The sequence below is a fragment of the Kitasatospora sp. NPDC048298 genome, from assembly GCF_043201465.1.
In the GTDB taxonomy this organism is placed as follows: domain Bacteria; phylum Actinomycetota; class Actinomycetes; order Streptomycetales; family Streptomycetaceae; genus Kitasatospora.
This window is the reverse complement of sequence record NZ_JBICYZ010000070.1, coordinates 1-15,884: the sequence shown is the minus strand read 5'-3', so window position 1 is coordinate 15,884 and position 15,884 is coordinate 1. Positions and strand designations below refer to the sequence as shown.

The 15,884-nt window shown below is 73.0% G+C and carries 13 protein-coding genes; 8 read left to right on the top strand and 5 right to left on the bottom strand.

Annotated features, from left to right (window positions below; genetic code table 11):
• The gene (locus ACGF0D_RS35530) at positions 1 to 1,614 is read right to left on the bottom strand and encodes an ABC-F family ATP-binding cassette domain-containing protein (RefSeq protein ID WP_392868900.1); all 1,614 of its coding nucleotides are present in this window, start codon (positions 1,612 to 1,614) and stop codon (positions 1 to 3) included.
• A gap of 608 nt (positions 1,615 to 2,222) precedes the next feature.
• On the opposite strand from ACGF0D_RS35530, the gene ACGF0D_RS35525 reads away from it, so the two are divergent.
• From ACGF0D_RS35525 to ACGF0D_RS35510, 4 genes are all read left to right on the top strand, one after another.
• Positions 2,223 to 3,428, top strand: a complete 1,206-nt coding sequence (locus ACGF0D_RS35525) for a hypothetical protein (RefSeq protein WP_392923394.1) — start codon at positions 2,223 to 2,225, stop codon at positions 3,426 to 3,428.
• A 176-nt stretch (positions 3,429 to 3,604) separates the two neighbouring features.
• The gene (locus tag ACGF0D_RS35520; protein WP_392868904.1) at positions 3,605 to 5,242 is read left to right on the top strand and encodes an ABC-F family ATP-binding cassette domain-containing protein; all 1,638 of its coding nucleotides are present in this window, start codon (positions 3,605 to 3,607) and stop codon (positions 5,240 to 5,242) included.
• Positions 5,243 to 5,469: 227 nt separating this feature from the next.
• Positions 5,470 to 6,153, top strand: coding sequence for a nitroreductase family protein (locus tag ACGF0D_RS35515; RefSeq protein WP_392868906.1), 684 nt, complete (start codon positions 5,470 to 5,472; stop codon positions 6,151 to 6,153).
• 119 nt (positions 6,154 to 6,272) lie between these two features.
• The gene (locus ACGF0D_RS35510; protein ID WP_392868908.1) at positions 6,273 to 6,875 is read left to right on the top strand and encodes a GNAT family N-acetyltransferase; all 603 of its coding nucleotides are present in this window, start codon (positions 6,273 to 6,275) and stop codon (positions 6,873 to 6,875) included.
• 130 nt (positions 6,876 to 7,005) lie between these two features.
• On the opposite strand, the gene ACGF0D_RS35505 is transcribed toward ACGF0D_RS35510, so the two are convergent.
• Together ACGF0D_RS35505 and ACGF0D_RS35500 are read right to left on the bottom strand one after the other, a co-directional pair.
• Positions 7,006 to 7,959, bottom strand: coding sequence for an aldo/keto reductase (locus tag ACGF0D_RS35505; protein WP_392868910.1), 954 nt, complete (start codon positions 7,957 to 7,959; stop codon positions 7,006 to 7,008).
• 92 nt (positions 7,960 to 8,051) lie between these two features.
• Positions 8,052 to 8,726: a GDSL-type esterase/lipase family protein gene (locus tag ACGF0D_RS35500; RefSeq protein WP_392868912.1), complete on the bottom strand. Its 675-nt coding sequence runs from the start codon at positions 8,724 to 8,726 to the stop codon at positions 8,052 to 8,054.
• A gap of 271 nt (positions 8,727 to 8,997) precedes the next feature.
• On the opposite strand from ACGF0D_RS35500, the gene ACGF0D_RS35495 reads away from it, so the two are divergent.
• The 3 genes from ACGF0D_RS35495 to ACGF0D_RS35485 all read left to right on the top strand — a co-directional run bounded on the left by ACGF0D_RS35495 (position 8,998) and on the right by ACGF0D_RS35485 (position 12,948).
• Entirely contained in the window at positions 8,998 to 9,594 is a 597-nt protein-coding gene (locus ACGF0D_RS35495) for a choice-of-anchor C family protein (RefSeq protein ID WP_392923392.1), read from the top strand.
• 251 nt (positions 9,595 to 9,845) lie between these two features.
• The gene (locus ACGF0D_RS35490) at positions 9,846 to 11,369 is read left to right on the top strand and encodes a carbohydrate binding domain-containing protein (protein ID WP_392923390.1); all 1,524 of its coding nucleotides are present in this window, start codon (positions 9,846 to 9,848) and stop codon (positions 11,367 to 11,369) included.
• Between the two features lie 175 nt (positions 11,370 to 11,544).
• Complete coding sequence (locus tag ACGF0D_RS35485) at positions 11,545 to 12,948, top strand: SDR family NAD(P)-dependent oxidoreductase (protein ID WP_392923389.1); 1,404 nt, start codon at positions 11,545 to 11,547, stop codon at positions 12,946 to 12,948.
• A gap of 31 nt (positions 12,949 to 12,979) precedes the next feature.
• Here ACGF0D_RS35485 and ACGF0D_RS35480 read toward each other — a convergent pair whose 3' ends face one another.
• Positions 12,980 to 13,411: a hypothetical protein gene (locus tag ACGF0D_RS35480; protein WP_392923387.1), complete on the bottom strand. Its 432-nt coding sequence runs from the start codon at positions 13,409 to 13,411 to the stop codon at positions 12,980 to 12,982.
• A 76-nt stretch (positions 13,412 to 13,487) separates the two neighbouring features.
• The gene (locus tag ACGF0D_RS35475) at positions 13,488 to 14,075 is read right to left on the bottom strand and encodes a TetR/AcrR family transcriptional regulator (protein ID WP_392923385.1); all 588 of its coding nucleotides are present in this window, start codon (positions 14,073 to 14,075) and stop codon (positions 13,488 to 13,490) included.
• A gap of 110 nt (positions 14,076 to 14,185) precedes the next feature.
• Between ACGF0D_RS35475 and ACGF0D_RS35470 the strand changes: the two genes are divergently transcribed.
• On the top strand, positions 14,186 to 15,205 hold the full coding sequence (locus tag ACGF0D_RS35470; RefSeq protein WP_392923383.1) for a hypothetical protein: 1,020 nt from the start codon (positions 14,186 to 14,188) through the stop codon (positions 15,203 to 15,205).
• Positions 15,206 to 15,884 lie beyond the last annotated feature (679 nt).

Here is a 15,884-nt window from a genome sequence, read left to right as displayed (position 1 = left end):
CTACATCGGCGCCACCGCCCGCAGTTCGCCGTCCAGCTCCAGCCACCGGGTGAGCCCCAGGCCGCGCAGGAACGGCAGGTCGTGGCTGGCCACGATCAGCGCGCCCTGGTACGCGGCCAGTGCCTGGGTGAGCTGGCGGACGCTGGCGAGGTCCAGGTTGTTGGTCGGCTCGTCGAGCAGCAGCAGCTGCGGCGGCGGGTCGGCCAGCAGCAGGGCGGCCAGCGTCGCGCGGAAGCGCTCGCCGCCGGAGAGGGTGGCGGCGGGCTGGTCAGCCCGGGCACCGCGGAACAGGAAGCGGGCGAGCCGGGCGCGGACCGCGTTGTCCCCGGCGGCGGGGGCGAACCGCTTGACGTTCTCCACCACGGAGCTCCCGTCGTCCAGCAGGTCGAGCCGCTGCGGGAGGTGCCGCAGCGGCACCGGGGTGATGACCTCCCCTGCCAGCGGGGCGAGTTCGCCCGCGATGGTGCGCAGCAGGGTGGTCTTGCCGGCGCCGTTGCGGCCGACCAGGGCGATCCGCTCGGGCCCGCGCAGGTCGAGGGCGGCGGTGGTGCCGTAGGGCAGCCGGACCTTGTCCAGGGTGAGCACGGTGCGCCCGGCCGGGACGGCGGTGCGGGGCAGGTCGATCCTGATCTCGGCGTCGTCCCGCACCGCCTCCTCGGCCACGCTGAGCCGGGCCTTGGCCTCCTCCAGGCGCTCGGTGTGCATGCCCTGGAGACGGCCGGCCGTCTCCTGGCCCTTGCGCTTGAGCATCCCGGCGAAGATGTGCGGGTCGTTGCGGGTGACCGAGCGCTTCTTCCCGTACGCGGCGCTGCGGTCCAGCCGGATCCGGGCCTCGGCCAAGTCCCGTTTCTGGCGCTGGACGTCGGCCTCGGCGTTGCGCAGCTGCCGCTCGGCCGTCTCCTGCTGGGCCGCGAGGGTGCGTTCGTAGTCCTCGAAGTTTCCTCCGTACCAGGTGACTTCGCCGTCCCTGAGGTCGGCGATCTGGTCGACGTGCCGGAGCAGCTCGCGGTCGTGGCTGACGATCAGCATCACGCCGTTCCAGCCGGCCACCGTCTCGTAGAGCCGCTCGCGGGCGGCCCGGTCGAGGTTGTTGGTGGGCTCGTCGAGCAGCAGGACGTCGGGACGGGCCATCAGCAGGGCGGCCAGCCGCAGCAACACCGCCTCGCCGCCGGAGAGTTCGCCGGTGGTGCGGTCGAGGCCGAGGCGGTGCAGGCCGAGCCGGTCGAGGGTGGCGCGGGCGCGCTCCTCGACGTCCCAGTCGTCACCGATCGCGTCGAAGTGGCGCTGGTCGGTGTCGCCGGACTCGATGGCGTGCAGGGCCTCGCGGGTGGCGCGGATGCCGAGCGCCTCGTCCACCCTCAGGGTGGTGTCGAGCGTCAATCCCTGGGGCAGGTAGCCGAGTTCGCCGCCCACCCGGACGGTGCCGCCGGTGGGGGTGAGGTCGCCGGCGATCAGCCGCAGCAGGGTGGACTTGCCCGCGCCGTTGAGCCCGATCAGGCCCGTGCGGCCGGGGCCGACGGCGAGGTGGAAGCCGTCCAGGACGGGCTTGCCGTCGGGCCACTCGAACGAGAGCTCGGTGCAGAGGACGGCGGTGGTGGTGGGTTGGTGTGCCATACAGGCCTCCCGGGGTGGTTGCCGAAGGGGTGGTGAGCAACACGGGGAGACACCGCGGGTGCGGAACCGGGGACGGCCGGAGGAAACGAAGGGGTGGCGTCACGCAGGGGAGCGCCACGGGCCGTGACTGAGGTCGCACACTCGCGCACCGCGCAACGGCAGCAGGGCCTGCGCGGCGGGGGCGGTGTCCCGGGACCTCAGTAGAGCAACGGCCTTCTCCTTGTCTGGCTGATGACCCGGACCACGCTAGGCAACCGGCACGAGGCGTGCAACCGATTTATCCGGCGGAGGCCCCGGCGGCGCCACGACGAAGGCCCCACGGAGGCCCCGGCGGCGCCACGACGGACGACCCACGCAGGCCCCGACGGCGCCGCGACGGACGACCCACGGAGGCTCCACGGAGGCCCCGACGGACGACCCACGGAGGCCCCACGGAGGCCCGGTGCCGATCCCGTGCCGATCCGGTGACGGCCGCGTCCCGGTCCGGGGCGGGTGCCGAGAGGCCGCCGGCCGCATGGCAGACTCCTCACCTGCCATGCCCGCGGCCGAGTGGGGCCGCGCCCGGGGAACGGGCCGCATGGCGGTAGTCAACAGGGGGATTTGAACGCATGTCACCGATATCCCGGCCGAGCCGTGCCGTCCTGGGCGCCTCCGTCGCCGCGCTGACCATGGTGGTCGCCACCGCCTGCGGGCCGGACAACGTCGACCCGCCCGCGACCGCGGCTCCCACCGCCGGGGCCAGCGCCGCCGGCACCCCGGGGGCGGCTCCGATCAAGCTTCCGACGCTCGAGGAGCTCAAGACCTGGAAGCTGGAGGACTGGGACAAGTGGGCCCAGGCCAACGTGATCACCCCGGCGGTCAAGGGTTACTGGACGCTGCAGAAGCTGCTGGAGGCCAAGCCGAAGCCGCTGCCGCAGCCCGCGCCGGACGCGACCCAGCCGCCCGCACAGCCCACCGGCGCGCCCACCGCCGCCGCGCCCACCACGCAGCCCACCGCGGCCCAGCCCGGCGGCGCCGACCAGCTGCCCGCCGTCGTCCCGGCCAAGCCCGTGGCGCACCCGTTCCCGAAGAACATGCACGTCAACGGCAAGATCTTCTTCAAGGACGGCAACGAGGACTACGTCTGCTCCGGCACCGTCGTCTCCGACCCGGCCAACCCGGGCAAGAGCAACCTGGTGTGGACCGCCAGCCACTGCCTGCACGGCGGCAAGGGCAACAAGTACTACACCGACATCACCTTCGCCCCGGCCTTCAACAGCAACGGTGTGCTGAGCAACGGCAACAAGCAGGCCAAGCTGGAGGACGCCGAGCCGTACGGCGAGTGGACCGCCACCTCCGGCATGGTCTCGCCGCAGTGGGCCGCCGAGGCCGACCCGGAGAAGGGCGGCCCCTGGAGCCAGTACGACTTCGGGATCATCAAGGTCGCCAACCCCAACCCGGGCGGCAAGTCGCTGGAGGAGACCGTCGGCGGTTCCGTCCCGCTCTGGTTCAACGCCCCGCGTGACCAGGTCGGTGCCGTCAGCAACTACGGCTTCCCGGAGGGCAAGCCCTTCGACGGCGTGGAGCTGGAGCACTGCGACGGCGGCAAGCCGTCCAAGAAGACCGGCGACCCGAGCCGCCCGGCGATGCTGCTGATCGGCTGCAACATGACCGGCGGCAGCAGCGGCGGCGGCTGGTACGCGACCAAGGACGGCAAGCCCGCCCTGGTCAGCGACACCTCCATCGGCAACGGCGCGAACACCTACGAGGCCGGTCCATACCTGGAGGACGTCGCCCAGCACATGTTCGAGTACTTCTCGAAGAAGGCCAAGTGATCAGCACCGGGTGACCAGCCCGGAGTGATCGGCGTCGAGTGATCAGGGCCGAGTGATCAGGCCGGTGATCCGGGGACGTCAGGCCCGGGTGATCCGGGGGCGGGGGCCGCGGCGGGACAGCCGCGGCCTCCGCTTTTTCGGCCGCGCGCCCCGCTCCTCCTACAATCGGCCCCATCATGAGCGCGACACTCGTAGTCAAGGACCTCAGCGCCGGCCACGGCGAACGCACCCTCTTCTCCGGCCTGGACCTGGTCATCGCCCCCGGCGACGTGATCGGCCTGGTCGGCGTGAACGGCGCCGGCAAGTCGACCCTGCTGCGCCTGCTGGCCGGCCTGGACACCCCCGAGGGCGGGTCGCTGCGGCTGAGCCCGGCGAGCGCCAACGTCGGCCACCTGCCGCAGGAGCCGGAGCGCCGCGAGGGCGAGTCGGTGCGCGACTTCCTGGCCCGCCGCACCGGCGTGGCGGCCGCGCAGGCCGCGCTGGACGAGGCCACCGAGGGCCTGGTCGAGGGCCGGGCAGGCGCCGACGACGCGTACGCCACCGGCCTGGAGCGCTGGCTGGACCTCGGCGGCGCCGACCTGGAGGAGCGCGCCGAGGAGGTCGCCGACTCGCTCGGGCTGAAGGTCTCGCTGGACCTGCCGATGACCGCCCTGTCCGGCGGCCAGGCCGCCCGGGCCGGCCTCGCCTCGCTGCTGCTCTCCCGCTACGACGTCTTCCTGCTCGACGAGCCCACCAACGACCTCGACCTGGACGGCCTGGAGCGGCTGGAGTCCTTCGTCAAGGGCCTGCGCGCGGGCACCGTGCTGATCAGTCACGACCGCGAGTTCCTGGCCCGCACCGTGACCAAGGTGCTGGAGCTGGACCTGCACCAGCAGGAGATCAACCTGTACGGCGGCGGTTACGAGGCGTACCTGGAGGAGCGCGCGGTGGCCCGCCGGCACGCCCGCGAGGAGTACGAGGAGTACGCCGACACCAAGGCCGGGCTGGAGGCCCGGGCGCGGATGCAGCGCGGCTGGATGGAGAACGGCGTGCGCAACGCCCGCCGCAAGTCCTCCGACAACGACAAGATCGGCCGCGCGATGCGCACCGAGTCCACCGAGAAGCAGGCCGCCAAGGCCCGGCAGACCCAGCGGATGATCGAGCGGCTGGACGTGGTCGAGGAGCCGCGCAAGGAGTGGGAGCTGCGGATGGAGATCGCCACCGCGCCGCGCTCCGGCTCGGTGGTCGCCACCCTGCGCGGGGCGAGCGCCACGCGCGGCGACTTCGCCTTCGGTCCCGTGGACCTGCAGATCGACTGGGCCGACCGGGTCGCCATCACCGGCGCCAACGGCGCGGGCAAGTCCACACTGCTGGCCGCCCTGCTGGGCCGGCTCGAACTCGACGCCGGCAGCGCCTCGCTGGGCTCCGGCGTGGTGGTCGGCGAGGTGGACCAGGCGCGCGGGCTGTTCCTCGGCGGGGAGCCGCTGCTGGAGGCCTTCGCGGCGGCCGTGCCGGAGCTCTCACCGGAGGACGTGCGCACCCTGCTGGCCAAGTTCGGCCTCAAGGCGGTGCACGTGCTGCGCCCGGCCGACACCCTCTCCCCCGGCGAGCGCACCCGGGCCGCGCTGGCGCTGCTGCAGGCCCGCGGGGTGAACCTGCTGGTGCTGGACGAGCCCACCAACCACCTGGACCTGCCCGCGATCGAGCAGTTGGAGTCGGCGCTCGGCTCGTACACCGGCACCCTGCTGCTGGTCACCCACGACCGGCGGATGCTGGACACGGTGTCGGTGAACCGGCGGATCGAGGTCCGGGACGGGCGGGTGCACGAGCACTGAGCCGGTTGGGGCGGCCGGGTCGACACCGGCCTCCGGGTCGGTGCCGATCTCCGGATCGGTACCGGTCTCCGGATCGGTACCGGCCTCCGGATCGGTGCCGGCCTCCGGATCGGTGCCGGCCTCCGAGTCGGCGCCGGCCTCCGAGTCGGCGCTCGACCGGCGATTGGTCTCTACCTCTCGGTCTGTACCTCTTCCCGGAGGGGCCGTCATGTGCTGTGCTGTCCGCCATGGTTGACAGCACAGACAGCGCCGTGGCGGGAACGTCCCACCCGACCGTCCCGCTCACCCCCATGACGGTGCCCGCCCACGAGGCCGAGGCCCGCAGCAGGTCCTTCCACGAGGTGATGGCCCAGCGCCGGACCGTCCGCGACTACTCCACCCGCCCGATCCCGGACGGGGTGGTCGAGTGGGCGGTCCGGACCGCGAGCACCGCGCCCAGCGGCGCACACGTCCAGCCCTGGCGGTTCGTGGTGATCACCGACCCGGAGCGCAAGCGGCGGCTGCGCGAGGCGGCCGAGGCCGAGGAGCGCGAGTTCTACCGCCACCGGGCGTCGGAGGAGTGGCTGGCCGCGCTCGCCCCGATCGGCACCGACTGGCGCAAGCCGTTCCTGGAGGACGCGCCGGCCGTGATCGTGGTGTTCGAGGTGCACAAGGGCCCCGACTCGCCGCGCCCGTACTACACCAAGGAGTCGGTGGGGATCGCGGTCGGTCTGCTGCTGGCCACGCTGCACCAGGCCGGACTGGCCACGCTGACCCACACCCCGAGCCCGATGAAGTTCCTCAACGAGGTGTGCGACCGCCCGGCGGAGGAGCGCGCGGCGTACGTGATCCCGGTCGGCTACCCCGCCGAGGGGGCGCGCGTGCCGGACCTGCGGCGCAAGGACCTGGACGAGGTGATGGTCCGGCTCTGACGCGCCGGGGTGCGACCGGGCGCGGCCGGGCCGGTCAGCACCGGCTCGTGGCCGGACGCGCCCGCCGCCGGAGGCAATCCGGGTGCTGACAGGTCCTGGCCAAGGTGATAATCGCCGTCATGAGCCAAGCACAGTCACGGTCCTGTGGCCTCGCTCCGCCGGTCGTGGAGGCGACCGCCGGGCGGCCGCCGGAACAGCTGCGGCTGCCCGGCGGCCTCTGGCTGCGGCGGCGCCGCAGCACCCACGCGGCGGCGCTGAACCGGGCCGTCCGCGCCAACCTGGAGCACCTGCGGCCCTGGATGGAGTGGGCGGCCGAGGCCCCCTCCCGGGCACAGACCGCCGAGCTGACCAGGGCCGGCGCGGCCGCCTGGGAGGCCGGCACCGACTTCATGTACCTGGCCGGCCTGGACGCCGAACCCGGCGGTGTGATCGGCGCCCTCGGCCTGCACGGGCGGATCGGCCCGGGCGGGCTGGAGATCGGCTACTGGGTCGCCGCCGGGCACGTCGGCCGCGGCATCGCCACCGCCGCGGCCGGGGCGCTGACCGAGGCCGCGCTGGCGCTGCCCGGGATCACTCGGGTGGAGATCCGCTGCGACCAGGCGAACGGCGCCAGCGCGGCCGTCCCGCGCAAGCTCGGCTACCGGCTGGACCGGATCGCCGAGGCCGCCGTCCGGGCTCCGGGCGAGACCGGACGGCAGCTGGTGTGGGTGATGGAGCGCTGACCGGCTGCCGTCCGGGCGTCGACGGCACCGTCGGTGACGCCCGCCGGTCGCGGCACCGTCAGAAGCGGCCCGTCAGTGGCGCCCGGACGTCGGCAGCACCGTCAGTGGCGCCCGGACGTCGGCACCACCGTCAGTAGCGCCCGCCGGTCGCGGCCGGCAGCGCGTCCAGTTCGGCCAGGTCCGCCGCCGAGAGCTCGACCGCGGCCGCGCCCACGTTGTCCTCCAGGTAGCGCGGCGTCCTGGTGCCCGGGATCGGGAAGACGTAGCGGCCCTGCGCCAGCACCCAGGCCAGCGCGACCTGCGCGGGGGTGGCGCCGATCCGTCCGGCGACCGTCCGGACCCTCCCGACCAGCTCCAGGTTGGCCTTCAGCGCGTCCTGCTGGAAGCGCGGCAGCCGGCGCCGGAAGTCGCCCTCGGGCAGCTCCTCGAAGGACGTGATGCCGCCGGTCAGAAAGCCGCGGCCGAGCGGGGAGAACGGCAGGAAGGCGATGCCCTGCGACTCGGTGTACGGCAGCACGTCGGCCAGCACGTCCCGGGTCCACAGCGACAGCTCGGACTGCACCGAGGCCACCGGGTGCACGGACTGCGCCCGCTTGATCTCCTCGACCGTCGCCTCGGAGAGGCCGATGCTGCGCGCCTTGCCCGCCGCGACGACCTCGGCGAACGCGCCCCAGGTCTCCTCGATCGGGACGTCCGGGTCGACCCGGTGCAGCTGGTAGAGGTCGACGTGGTCGGTGCCCAGCCGGCGCAGGCTCTCGTCGATCGAGCGGCGCACGTGCTCGGGGCGGCCGTTGCGCTCGTGCTGGCCCGAGCCGCCCGGCACGATGCCCACCTTGGTGGCCAGGAAGGCGCGCTCCCGGTACGGGCCCGCCAGCGCGGCGCCGACCACCTCCTCGTTGGTGTACGGGCCGTACATGTCGGCGGTGTCGATCAGGCCGACGCCGAGGTCCAGCGCCTGCCGGATTACCCGGACCGAGTTCTCGTCGTCCCGGCTCTGCATGTCGTAGGCCCAGGTCATGCCCATGCAGCCGAGACCGATGACGCCGATCTCGGGGCCGCTGGTACCGAACGAGGCGTTGCGCATGACGGTGCTCCCATCGTGGGTTCCGCGGGGTCCGTGGTGGCCGCCGCGGGTGTAAGCGTGGTGGTGCGTGCGGTGGTGCGTGATCAACGCCCTCAGCATTCACCTTGGAGTGCACTCAAGGTCAAGCCCGTTCGGAGCCGGTCGAGTTCGGCCCTGTTCCCAATCCAATCCCGAAAACCGCCCGCCAGGACCAGCTCCGCGAGCCGCCCGTACCCGCCCGATCCCGGGTGCGCGCCGTCCCCGGCCGCCGTCTCGGCCGTCCAGACCGGATCGGCCGCCAGGGCCTCGGTGACGTCGACGAAGGGGACCTCGGACGCGGCGCAGGTCCCGGCCATCGCCGGAACGAGCCGCCGCAGCCGTTCCCGGTGGGCCGCTCCCCCGCAGACCACCGGCGGCGGACCGACCACCAGGGCGCCGAGGCCGAGTTCGCGGGCGTCGTCGAGCAGCGCCGCGAGGTTCCGCAGGGTCCGGTCGGGTGCCACCCGTGGCACTCCGTCCTCGACCATCGCGTCGTTGGCGCCGAAGGAGAGCACCAGCCGGTTGTCCGCGCCGGGGACGGTCCGCGCCTCGACCTCGGTCCGCCAGCGGCGCCGCACCTGCGCCGAAGTCTCGCGCCGGACACCGAGGTTGAAGGCGGTGGCGCCCGGGGCGGCGGCCTGCAGCACCCGGCCGACCCAGCCGCGGAACTCCGGGTCGCCGAGCCCCTGGACGAAGGAGTCGCCGAGGAAGCAGATCCGGGGGGCGTCGAAGCTGGTTCGTATGGTCATCGGCCCACCGTAGGGGTGTGAGCGGGGCGCGCGCTTCCGGTTTCACCACCGGGTACGAAGCCTCCGGCCGTCAACCCTCGTTGTTCGCCCCCTGATCTTTCACCCGGCCATCACCGGTGGCCACCCGCCAAACCGGCGCGCGAGAGCCCGCTCACGAACCGCCCGCACCACCGGGCGCCACCGGTCCGGACTTGGCAGGGTCGGCCGCGACCGTCGACGCTCTGACCACGGCCGACCAACACAGCCGCCCACCAGGGAAGTTGGGGAACACATGTCGCTCTCGCGCACCCGCATCGCCGCCGTCGCCCTGCTCGCGGCCACCGCCACCGCACTCACCGCCCCGGCGCAGGCCGACGGCGGGCACCGCACGGCCGGCCGCTTCGACGGCGGCGGCTTCGAGTACCCCAAGGCCCCGGCGAACGCCTTCGCCACCCTGGGCACGGGCCAGGCCATCGGCCCGTGGCGGATCACCGCGGGCAACGTCGACCTGATCGGCGCGGGCTTCTGGCAGGCCGCCGAGGGCGACCAGTCCGTCGACCTCAACGGCAGCACCCCCGGCAGCGTCGCCCAGACCTTCACCACCGTGCCCGGCACCACCTACACGGTGACGTACGCGCTGGCCGGCAACCCGGCGGGCGGCGTCCCGGTGCGGACCGGCGTGGCCCGGATCGACGGCCAGGACTTCCAGGCGTTCAGCTTCGACGTCACCGGTCGGACGACCGCCGCGATGGGTTACGTGGGGCGGCAGTTCACCTTCGTCGCGCAGAACCCCACCACCACCCTGGGCTTCAGCAGCACCGTGGCCGGCGCGTACGGGCCGGTGATCGACAACGTCCAGGTCAAGGAGTGCAAGTCCTGCTGCGACTGACCGGCCGGCGGCTGACTGGAGGCCGGTTGGAGGCCACAGACCACCGCCGGCGCCGCCGTCTTAACCGTTCCTAAAACCTGCCCTCGGTGAAGCGTACGGGCCCGGGAAGTGCTTGACGTGCACAGCTGGTCTAGTCCAGTTTGATGCTCAGCACCGCGCTCCCCACGCACCGGACCACCCCCAGGCCGCCGCCCGCCCCGTGTCTCCCCCCTCGCGGCGCGGGCGGCCACCACGTCCCGAGAGGCACCCCCATGCCCAGCGCGCCCCAGCACGCCCCCACGCACCGCCGCCCCGCCCGCCGGACCACCCTGCTGAGCCTCGCCGCCGCCACCGCGCTCGCCGCCGGAGGCCTGGCCGCCCTCGCCGGGAACGCCGGCGCCGCCGACGGGAACCTGCTCGCCAACGGCGGCCTGGAGAGCGGTGCGCTCGGCCCCTGGAGCTGCTCCGCCGGCACCGGCAGCGTGGTCAACTCCGGTGCGCACAGCGGGACGTACGCCCTCAAGGGGGCGGTGAGCGCCGGCGACACCGCGCAGTGCGGCCAGACCGTCAGCGTCCAGCCCAACACCAAGTACACCCTCAGCGCCTGGGTGCAGGGCCAGTACGTCTACCTCGGCGCCACCGGCAGCGGCGTCACCGACCCGGCCACCTGGACCGCGGGCGGCGCCAACTGGCAGCAGCTGTCCACCAGTTTCACCACCGGACCGGCCACCACCAGCGTCACCGTCTACCTGCACGGCTGGTACGGGCAGGGCGGCTACCTCGCCGACGACGTCGTCCTGACCGGCCCCGGCGGCGGCAACCCGTCTACCCCGCCGCCGAGTTCGACCCCGCCGAGCCCGACCGGCAGCCCGACCGGCACGCCCACCGGCGGCCCGACCACCCCGGCGCCGAACGTCGCGCTCCCGGTCGCCCCGTACATCGACATGGGCGCCTGGCCGACCCCCTCGATGCCCGCCATGGCCAAGGCGGGCGGCCTCAAGGGCTACACGATGGGCTTCGTCACCGGCGTCGGCTGCAAGGCCAGCTGGTTCAACGCCTACGACCCGCGCACCGCCTGGGCCAAGGACCAGGTGGACGCGCTGCGCGCGGCCGGCGGCGACGTCAAGGTCTCCTTCGGCGGCGCGGCCGGCACCGAACTCGCCGCCGCCTGCACCACGGTGGACTCGCTGTTCGCCGAGTACGACGCCGTGGTGAACGCCTACGGCCTGCGCTACGTCGACTTCGACATCGAGGGCGCGGCCATCGCCGACACCGCCGCCAACGAGCGCCGCTCCGCCGCGCTCGCCAAGCTGAAGCAGGCCCACCCCGGCCTCAGGATCTCCTTCACCCTGCCCGTCCTGCCCGAGGGCCTGACCGCCGAGGGCGTCGCCATCGTCAAGTCCGCCCGGGACGCCGGGGTGGCCGTCGACCTGGTCAACATCATGGCGATGGACTACTACCGCAGCGGGACCGACTACGGCAACGCCGCCGTGCAGGCCGCGCAGTCGCTGTTCGGCCAGCTCAAGGCGCTCTACCCGGCGAAGACCGACGCCCAGCTGTGGGCGATGGTCGGCGTCACCCCGATGATCGGCGAGAACGACGACCACCAGATCTACAACCAGGCCGACGCCCAGCAGTTGGTGGCCTTCGCCCGGCAGAACCACATCGGGATGCTCTCCTTCTGGGACGCCACCCGGGACGCCAACGCCTGCACCGGGGGCTCGCTGTCCACGTGCACCAACATCCCGCAGCAGCCGTACGAGTTCGCGAAGATCCTCGGCCAGTACGCGGGCTGAGCCCACGGGCCACCGCCGGCCGCACATCACCACCCCGCGCCACGGCCTCACGTCACCACCCGAGGCCACCACCTGAGATCACCACCTGACGTCACCCACCGGCGGAAATTGGCATCTCATCGTCCCGGACCGTCCGTTACAGTCCCTCCCACCTGTACGGCACGAGGGGGCGGACATGACGGTCCGGGACGACCACGACCAGCTGATCACCATCCATCCGGCGGGCGACGCCGCCTGCGCCGGCGACGTCACCGCCGAGGAACTCGCCGCCTTCAGCCGCACCCTCGGCCGGCTGCGGGCGCTCCCCGCCCACGACCGCACCCGGCTGCACGCCGAGCGGCAGCTCAGCTCCTTCGTGATGGAGAGCCGCAAGCGCCGCCGCCAGGAGGCCCGGCAGGCCCTGCGGCAGACCGACGCCGATCTGCTCGCCACCACCGCGACCGGCAGCCGGACCCGCCGCGAGGACGCGCCGCTGACGCCCGCGAACGGGCCGGTCGGCGAGCTGCTGGTGCCGCGCAAGTGCTACGTCTGCAAGCAGCCGTACCGCCAGGTCGACGGCTTCTACCACATGCTCTGCCCCGACTGCGCGGCCGACAACACCGCCCGCCGGGCCCTGGGCACCGACCTGCGCGGGCGCCGGGCGCTGCTCACCGGCGGGCGGGTGAAGATCGGCTTCCAGCTCGCCCTGATGATGCTGCGGGACGGTGCCGACCTGATCGTCACCAGCCGCTTCCCGCAGGACACCGTCCGCCGCTTCCGCGCCGCCGAGGGCAGCGGGCAGTGGTGGGACCGGCTCAGCGTCGTCGGCATCGACCTCCGCGACCCGCGTCAGGTCATCGGCCTGACCGAGCGGCTGCGCGCCGAGGGGCGCCCGCTCGACATCCTGGTCAACAACGCCGCGCAGACCCTGCGCCGTCCGCCGGAGTCGTACGCGCTGCTGGCCGCGGGCGAGCAGGACGCCCTACCCGCCGCCGACCGCCGGGCGATCGACCACGCGCCCGGCTTCCGGCCGGTCACCGGTCTCGCCCAACTGCCTTCGGGCGCCGGGTTGTTGCTGGATATCGCCGACGAGGCCGGGCTGCTGCCCGACCTCGCGCCCGCCAACTCCTGGTCCGCCACGCTCGGTTCGCTCGACCCGGCGGAGGTCCTGGAGACCCAGCTGGTCAACGCGCTGGCCCCGGCCCTGCTCTGCGACCGGCTGCTCCCCCTGCTGCTGACCTCGCCGCACCCCGCCCGCTACATCGTCAACGTCACGGCGGTGGAGGGCCGGTTCGCCGTCCGCAACAAGACCGCCCGGCACCCGCACACCAACATGGCGAAGGCCGCGCTCAACATGCTCACCCGCACCAGCGCCGCCGAACTCGCCACCCGGGGCGTGCACATGTGCGCCGTCGACACCGGCTGGATCACCGACGAGAACCCGGCCCCGAAGAAGGCCCACCTCGCCGCCCAGGGGTTCCGCACCCCGCTGGACATCGTGGACGGCGCGGCCCGGGTCTACGACCCGATCGTCCGCGGCGAGGCCGGGGACCCGGTGTCGGGGGTGTTCCTCAAGGACTACCGGGTGGCGCCGTGGTGACGCACCCGCGGCGACGGGCGGCCGGAACGGCTCAGGTGTCGTAGCGGCCGCACCAGGGGGCGTCGAAGCCGAGGCCGTCCGGGTACAGCTCGAAGTGGACCCGCTCGTCCTCCCCGGCGTCCTCGTCCACCTCGTCCTCCTCGTAGTCCTCGCGGACCAGGCCGAACAGCTCGCCGTCGACGTGCACGGCGAACGGGGCGATCGCGATGTCCCCGTACTCCCGGCCCGGCAGGGCGTCGAGCCACTCCGCCAACAGGCGCTCGGCCTCCGGCTCCGCGTCGGTGGAGCGTATCTGCGAGTCGAGGTGCCGACCGGCGGCGTCGAAGCGGTGCAGGACGGCGTAGTACCGACCGACGCCGAGACAGAGGGCCGAGGCGAGGAACTGGCCGCCCTGCCAGCGGCCGATGGTGTCGGTGCGGTAGTCGGGCTCGTGCTTGATCGGGATGACCTCGGGAACGTTCACGGTCGAACCCTACGGGTGACCTGCGACAACGGCCCGGCGCGGGAAGCGTGCCCGGCGGCCGGTGGAACGCGGCTCGCTAGCCCTGCGCCCGTCCGCGCACCAGCGGCAGGTACACCTCGTCCACGATCTCCACCAGGACGTCGTCCGGCGCGATCGGCACCCCGCGCACCACGAACTCGTTGCGCAGCAGCACCACCGCCACCGTCGCCACCCGGGGGTGCAGCACCTCGGGGGCCGCCTCGCCGCGGGCGACCGCACGGCCCAGGACGGTGAGCCAGGGGGCGGCCGCGGCGTCGCCGGACTGGTCCTGCAGCTGCGCCAGGAACTCCGTCGAACCGCCGGCCGCGGCCAGCAGCTCGCGCAGCACGGCACCCAGCGGGGAACTCCAGTGGCGGTTCGCCTGGCGCAGCAACTCCAGTGCGTCGCCGCGCAGTTCACCGGTGTCCGGGACCGGGGCCGCCTTCGCGAGCTGCTTGTACGCGGCGAGGCCGAGCGCCAGCCGGTTGGGCCAGCGGCGGTAGATGGCGTTCTTGTTGGTGCCGGCGCGGGCGGCGACCTTGTCCATGGTCAGTCCGGCGAACCCGGCGTCGGTGAGCTCCTCCACCGCCGCCCGCAGGATCGCCTCCTCCAGCGCCGCCCCGCGCCGCCGCGTCTGCCCGGCCATGCCGCCGCCCTCTCCGTAGACCGCCCCCATCCTTCTTGCCGTCGGCGACTCCAGGCAACTACGGTACTGGGCGTACCGTAAATTTCCTCTCGCCGGAAAGGCAGGAAAGCATGCGTACCAAGGGAATCAGCTACGACACCGGATTCGTCAGGAACGGGACGTACTCCCGGGCCCGGTTCGACCCAGAGGTGGTGGAACGCGAGCTGCGGATCATCCGGGACGAGCTGCACTGCGACGCGGTCCGCATCATGGGCGGCGACGCCGACCGGATCGAGCTCGCCGCCCGGCGGGCCGCCGCGCTCGGCCTGGAGATCTGGTACTCCCCGTACCCTCTGGAGCTCACCGCGGAGGAGATGCTGGAGCTGTTCGCCGACTGCGCCGAGCGCGCGGAACGACTGCGGCAGGGCGGGGCCGAGGTGGTGTTCGTGGCAGGCGCCGAGCTCAGCCTGATGAACCCGGGCTTCCTGCCCGGTGCCGACACCGGCGAGCGGATCGCCCTGCTCGCCCGGCCCGAGCAGGTGCGCGAACACCTCGGCGCGGTCAGCGGCCGGGTCAACGCGTTCCTCGACCGGGCGGTGGCCACGGTACGCGAGCGCTTCGGCGGGCGGGTCACGTACGCCGCGGTGCCGCTGGAGCGGGTGGACTGGGAGCCCTTCGACCTGGTCTCGCTGGACCTGTACCGCTCCGCCGAGACCGCCGACCGCTTCGCCGACGGCGTCCGCGACCTCACGGCCCAGGGCAAGCCGGTCGCCGTCACCGAGTTCGGCTCCGCCACCTACCGCGGCGCCGGCGACCGCGGCGCACTCGGCCTGGACGTCGTCGAGTACGACGACAACGGACCGGTCCGCCTCGACGGCACCTACCAGCGCGACGAGGCCGCACAGGCCGCCCACCTGCGCGAACTGCTGGAAGCCTTCGACACCGGCGGCATCGACGCCACCTTCGTCTTCACCCTCGCCCTCTACGACCACGTCCACCGCCCGAACGGCGACCCCCGCGACGACCTCGACCTCGCCAGCTACGGCATCACCAAGACCTACGAGGACCGCCTGGCCACCACCTACCCCGGCGTCCCCTGGGACCCGAAGAAAGCTTTCTTCACCCTCGCCGAGTACTACGCCACCCACTGACCACACCCCCTGCTGCGCGAGAAGTCGGCCCATTCGACTTCTCGCGCAACGGACCACCAAGCACCGCCCGAGCCGCAGAGTCAGCCCCGCCGATCTCCCACGCAACCCGAAGCGCGGGTCGGCCATCGAAACCCCCAGAGCAAAGCACCATCAGGCGCAGGAAGTCGGCCCACCCGACTTCCTGCGCACCACCGGGGCAACCGTACGCAACACCGAACCGGCAGCACGCAGCCCAGAGACCCTCGTGGCCAGGAGAAAGCTTTCTTCACCACCGCCGAGAACTACGCCACCCACCAACCCCACCCCAACTACTGCACGAGAAGTCGACCTGGCCGACTTCCTGCGCAGGGAGGCGCAGCACATGGCATCGGGGAATCGTCCGGCCGGCCAGCACAAGAAGTCGGGCGAACCGACTTCTCACGCAGCACCCTGGAGAGGCACGGGACATCGGCACCCATACTGCTTCACCCGGGCGGCACTCCCGTGCACAGGAAGTCGACCTCGCCGACTTCTCATGCAGCCCGAAGCGGGGGTAGCCGTCGAAGCCCCCGAACAATGCACCAGCAGGCACAGGAAGTCGGCCTGGCGACTCTGCTGGCGAAGTATTTGATCTGGGTCAGGCCGCTGCTGCGATGGCGTGTTGGGTGCAGAGTGTGTGGATGCGGGTGGGGTGGCGGTC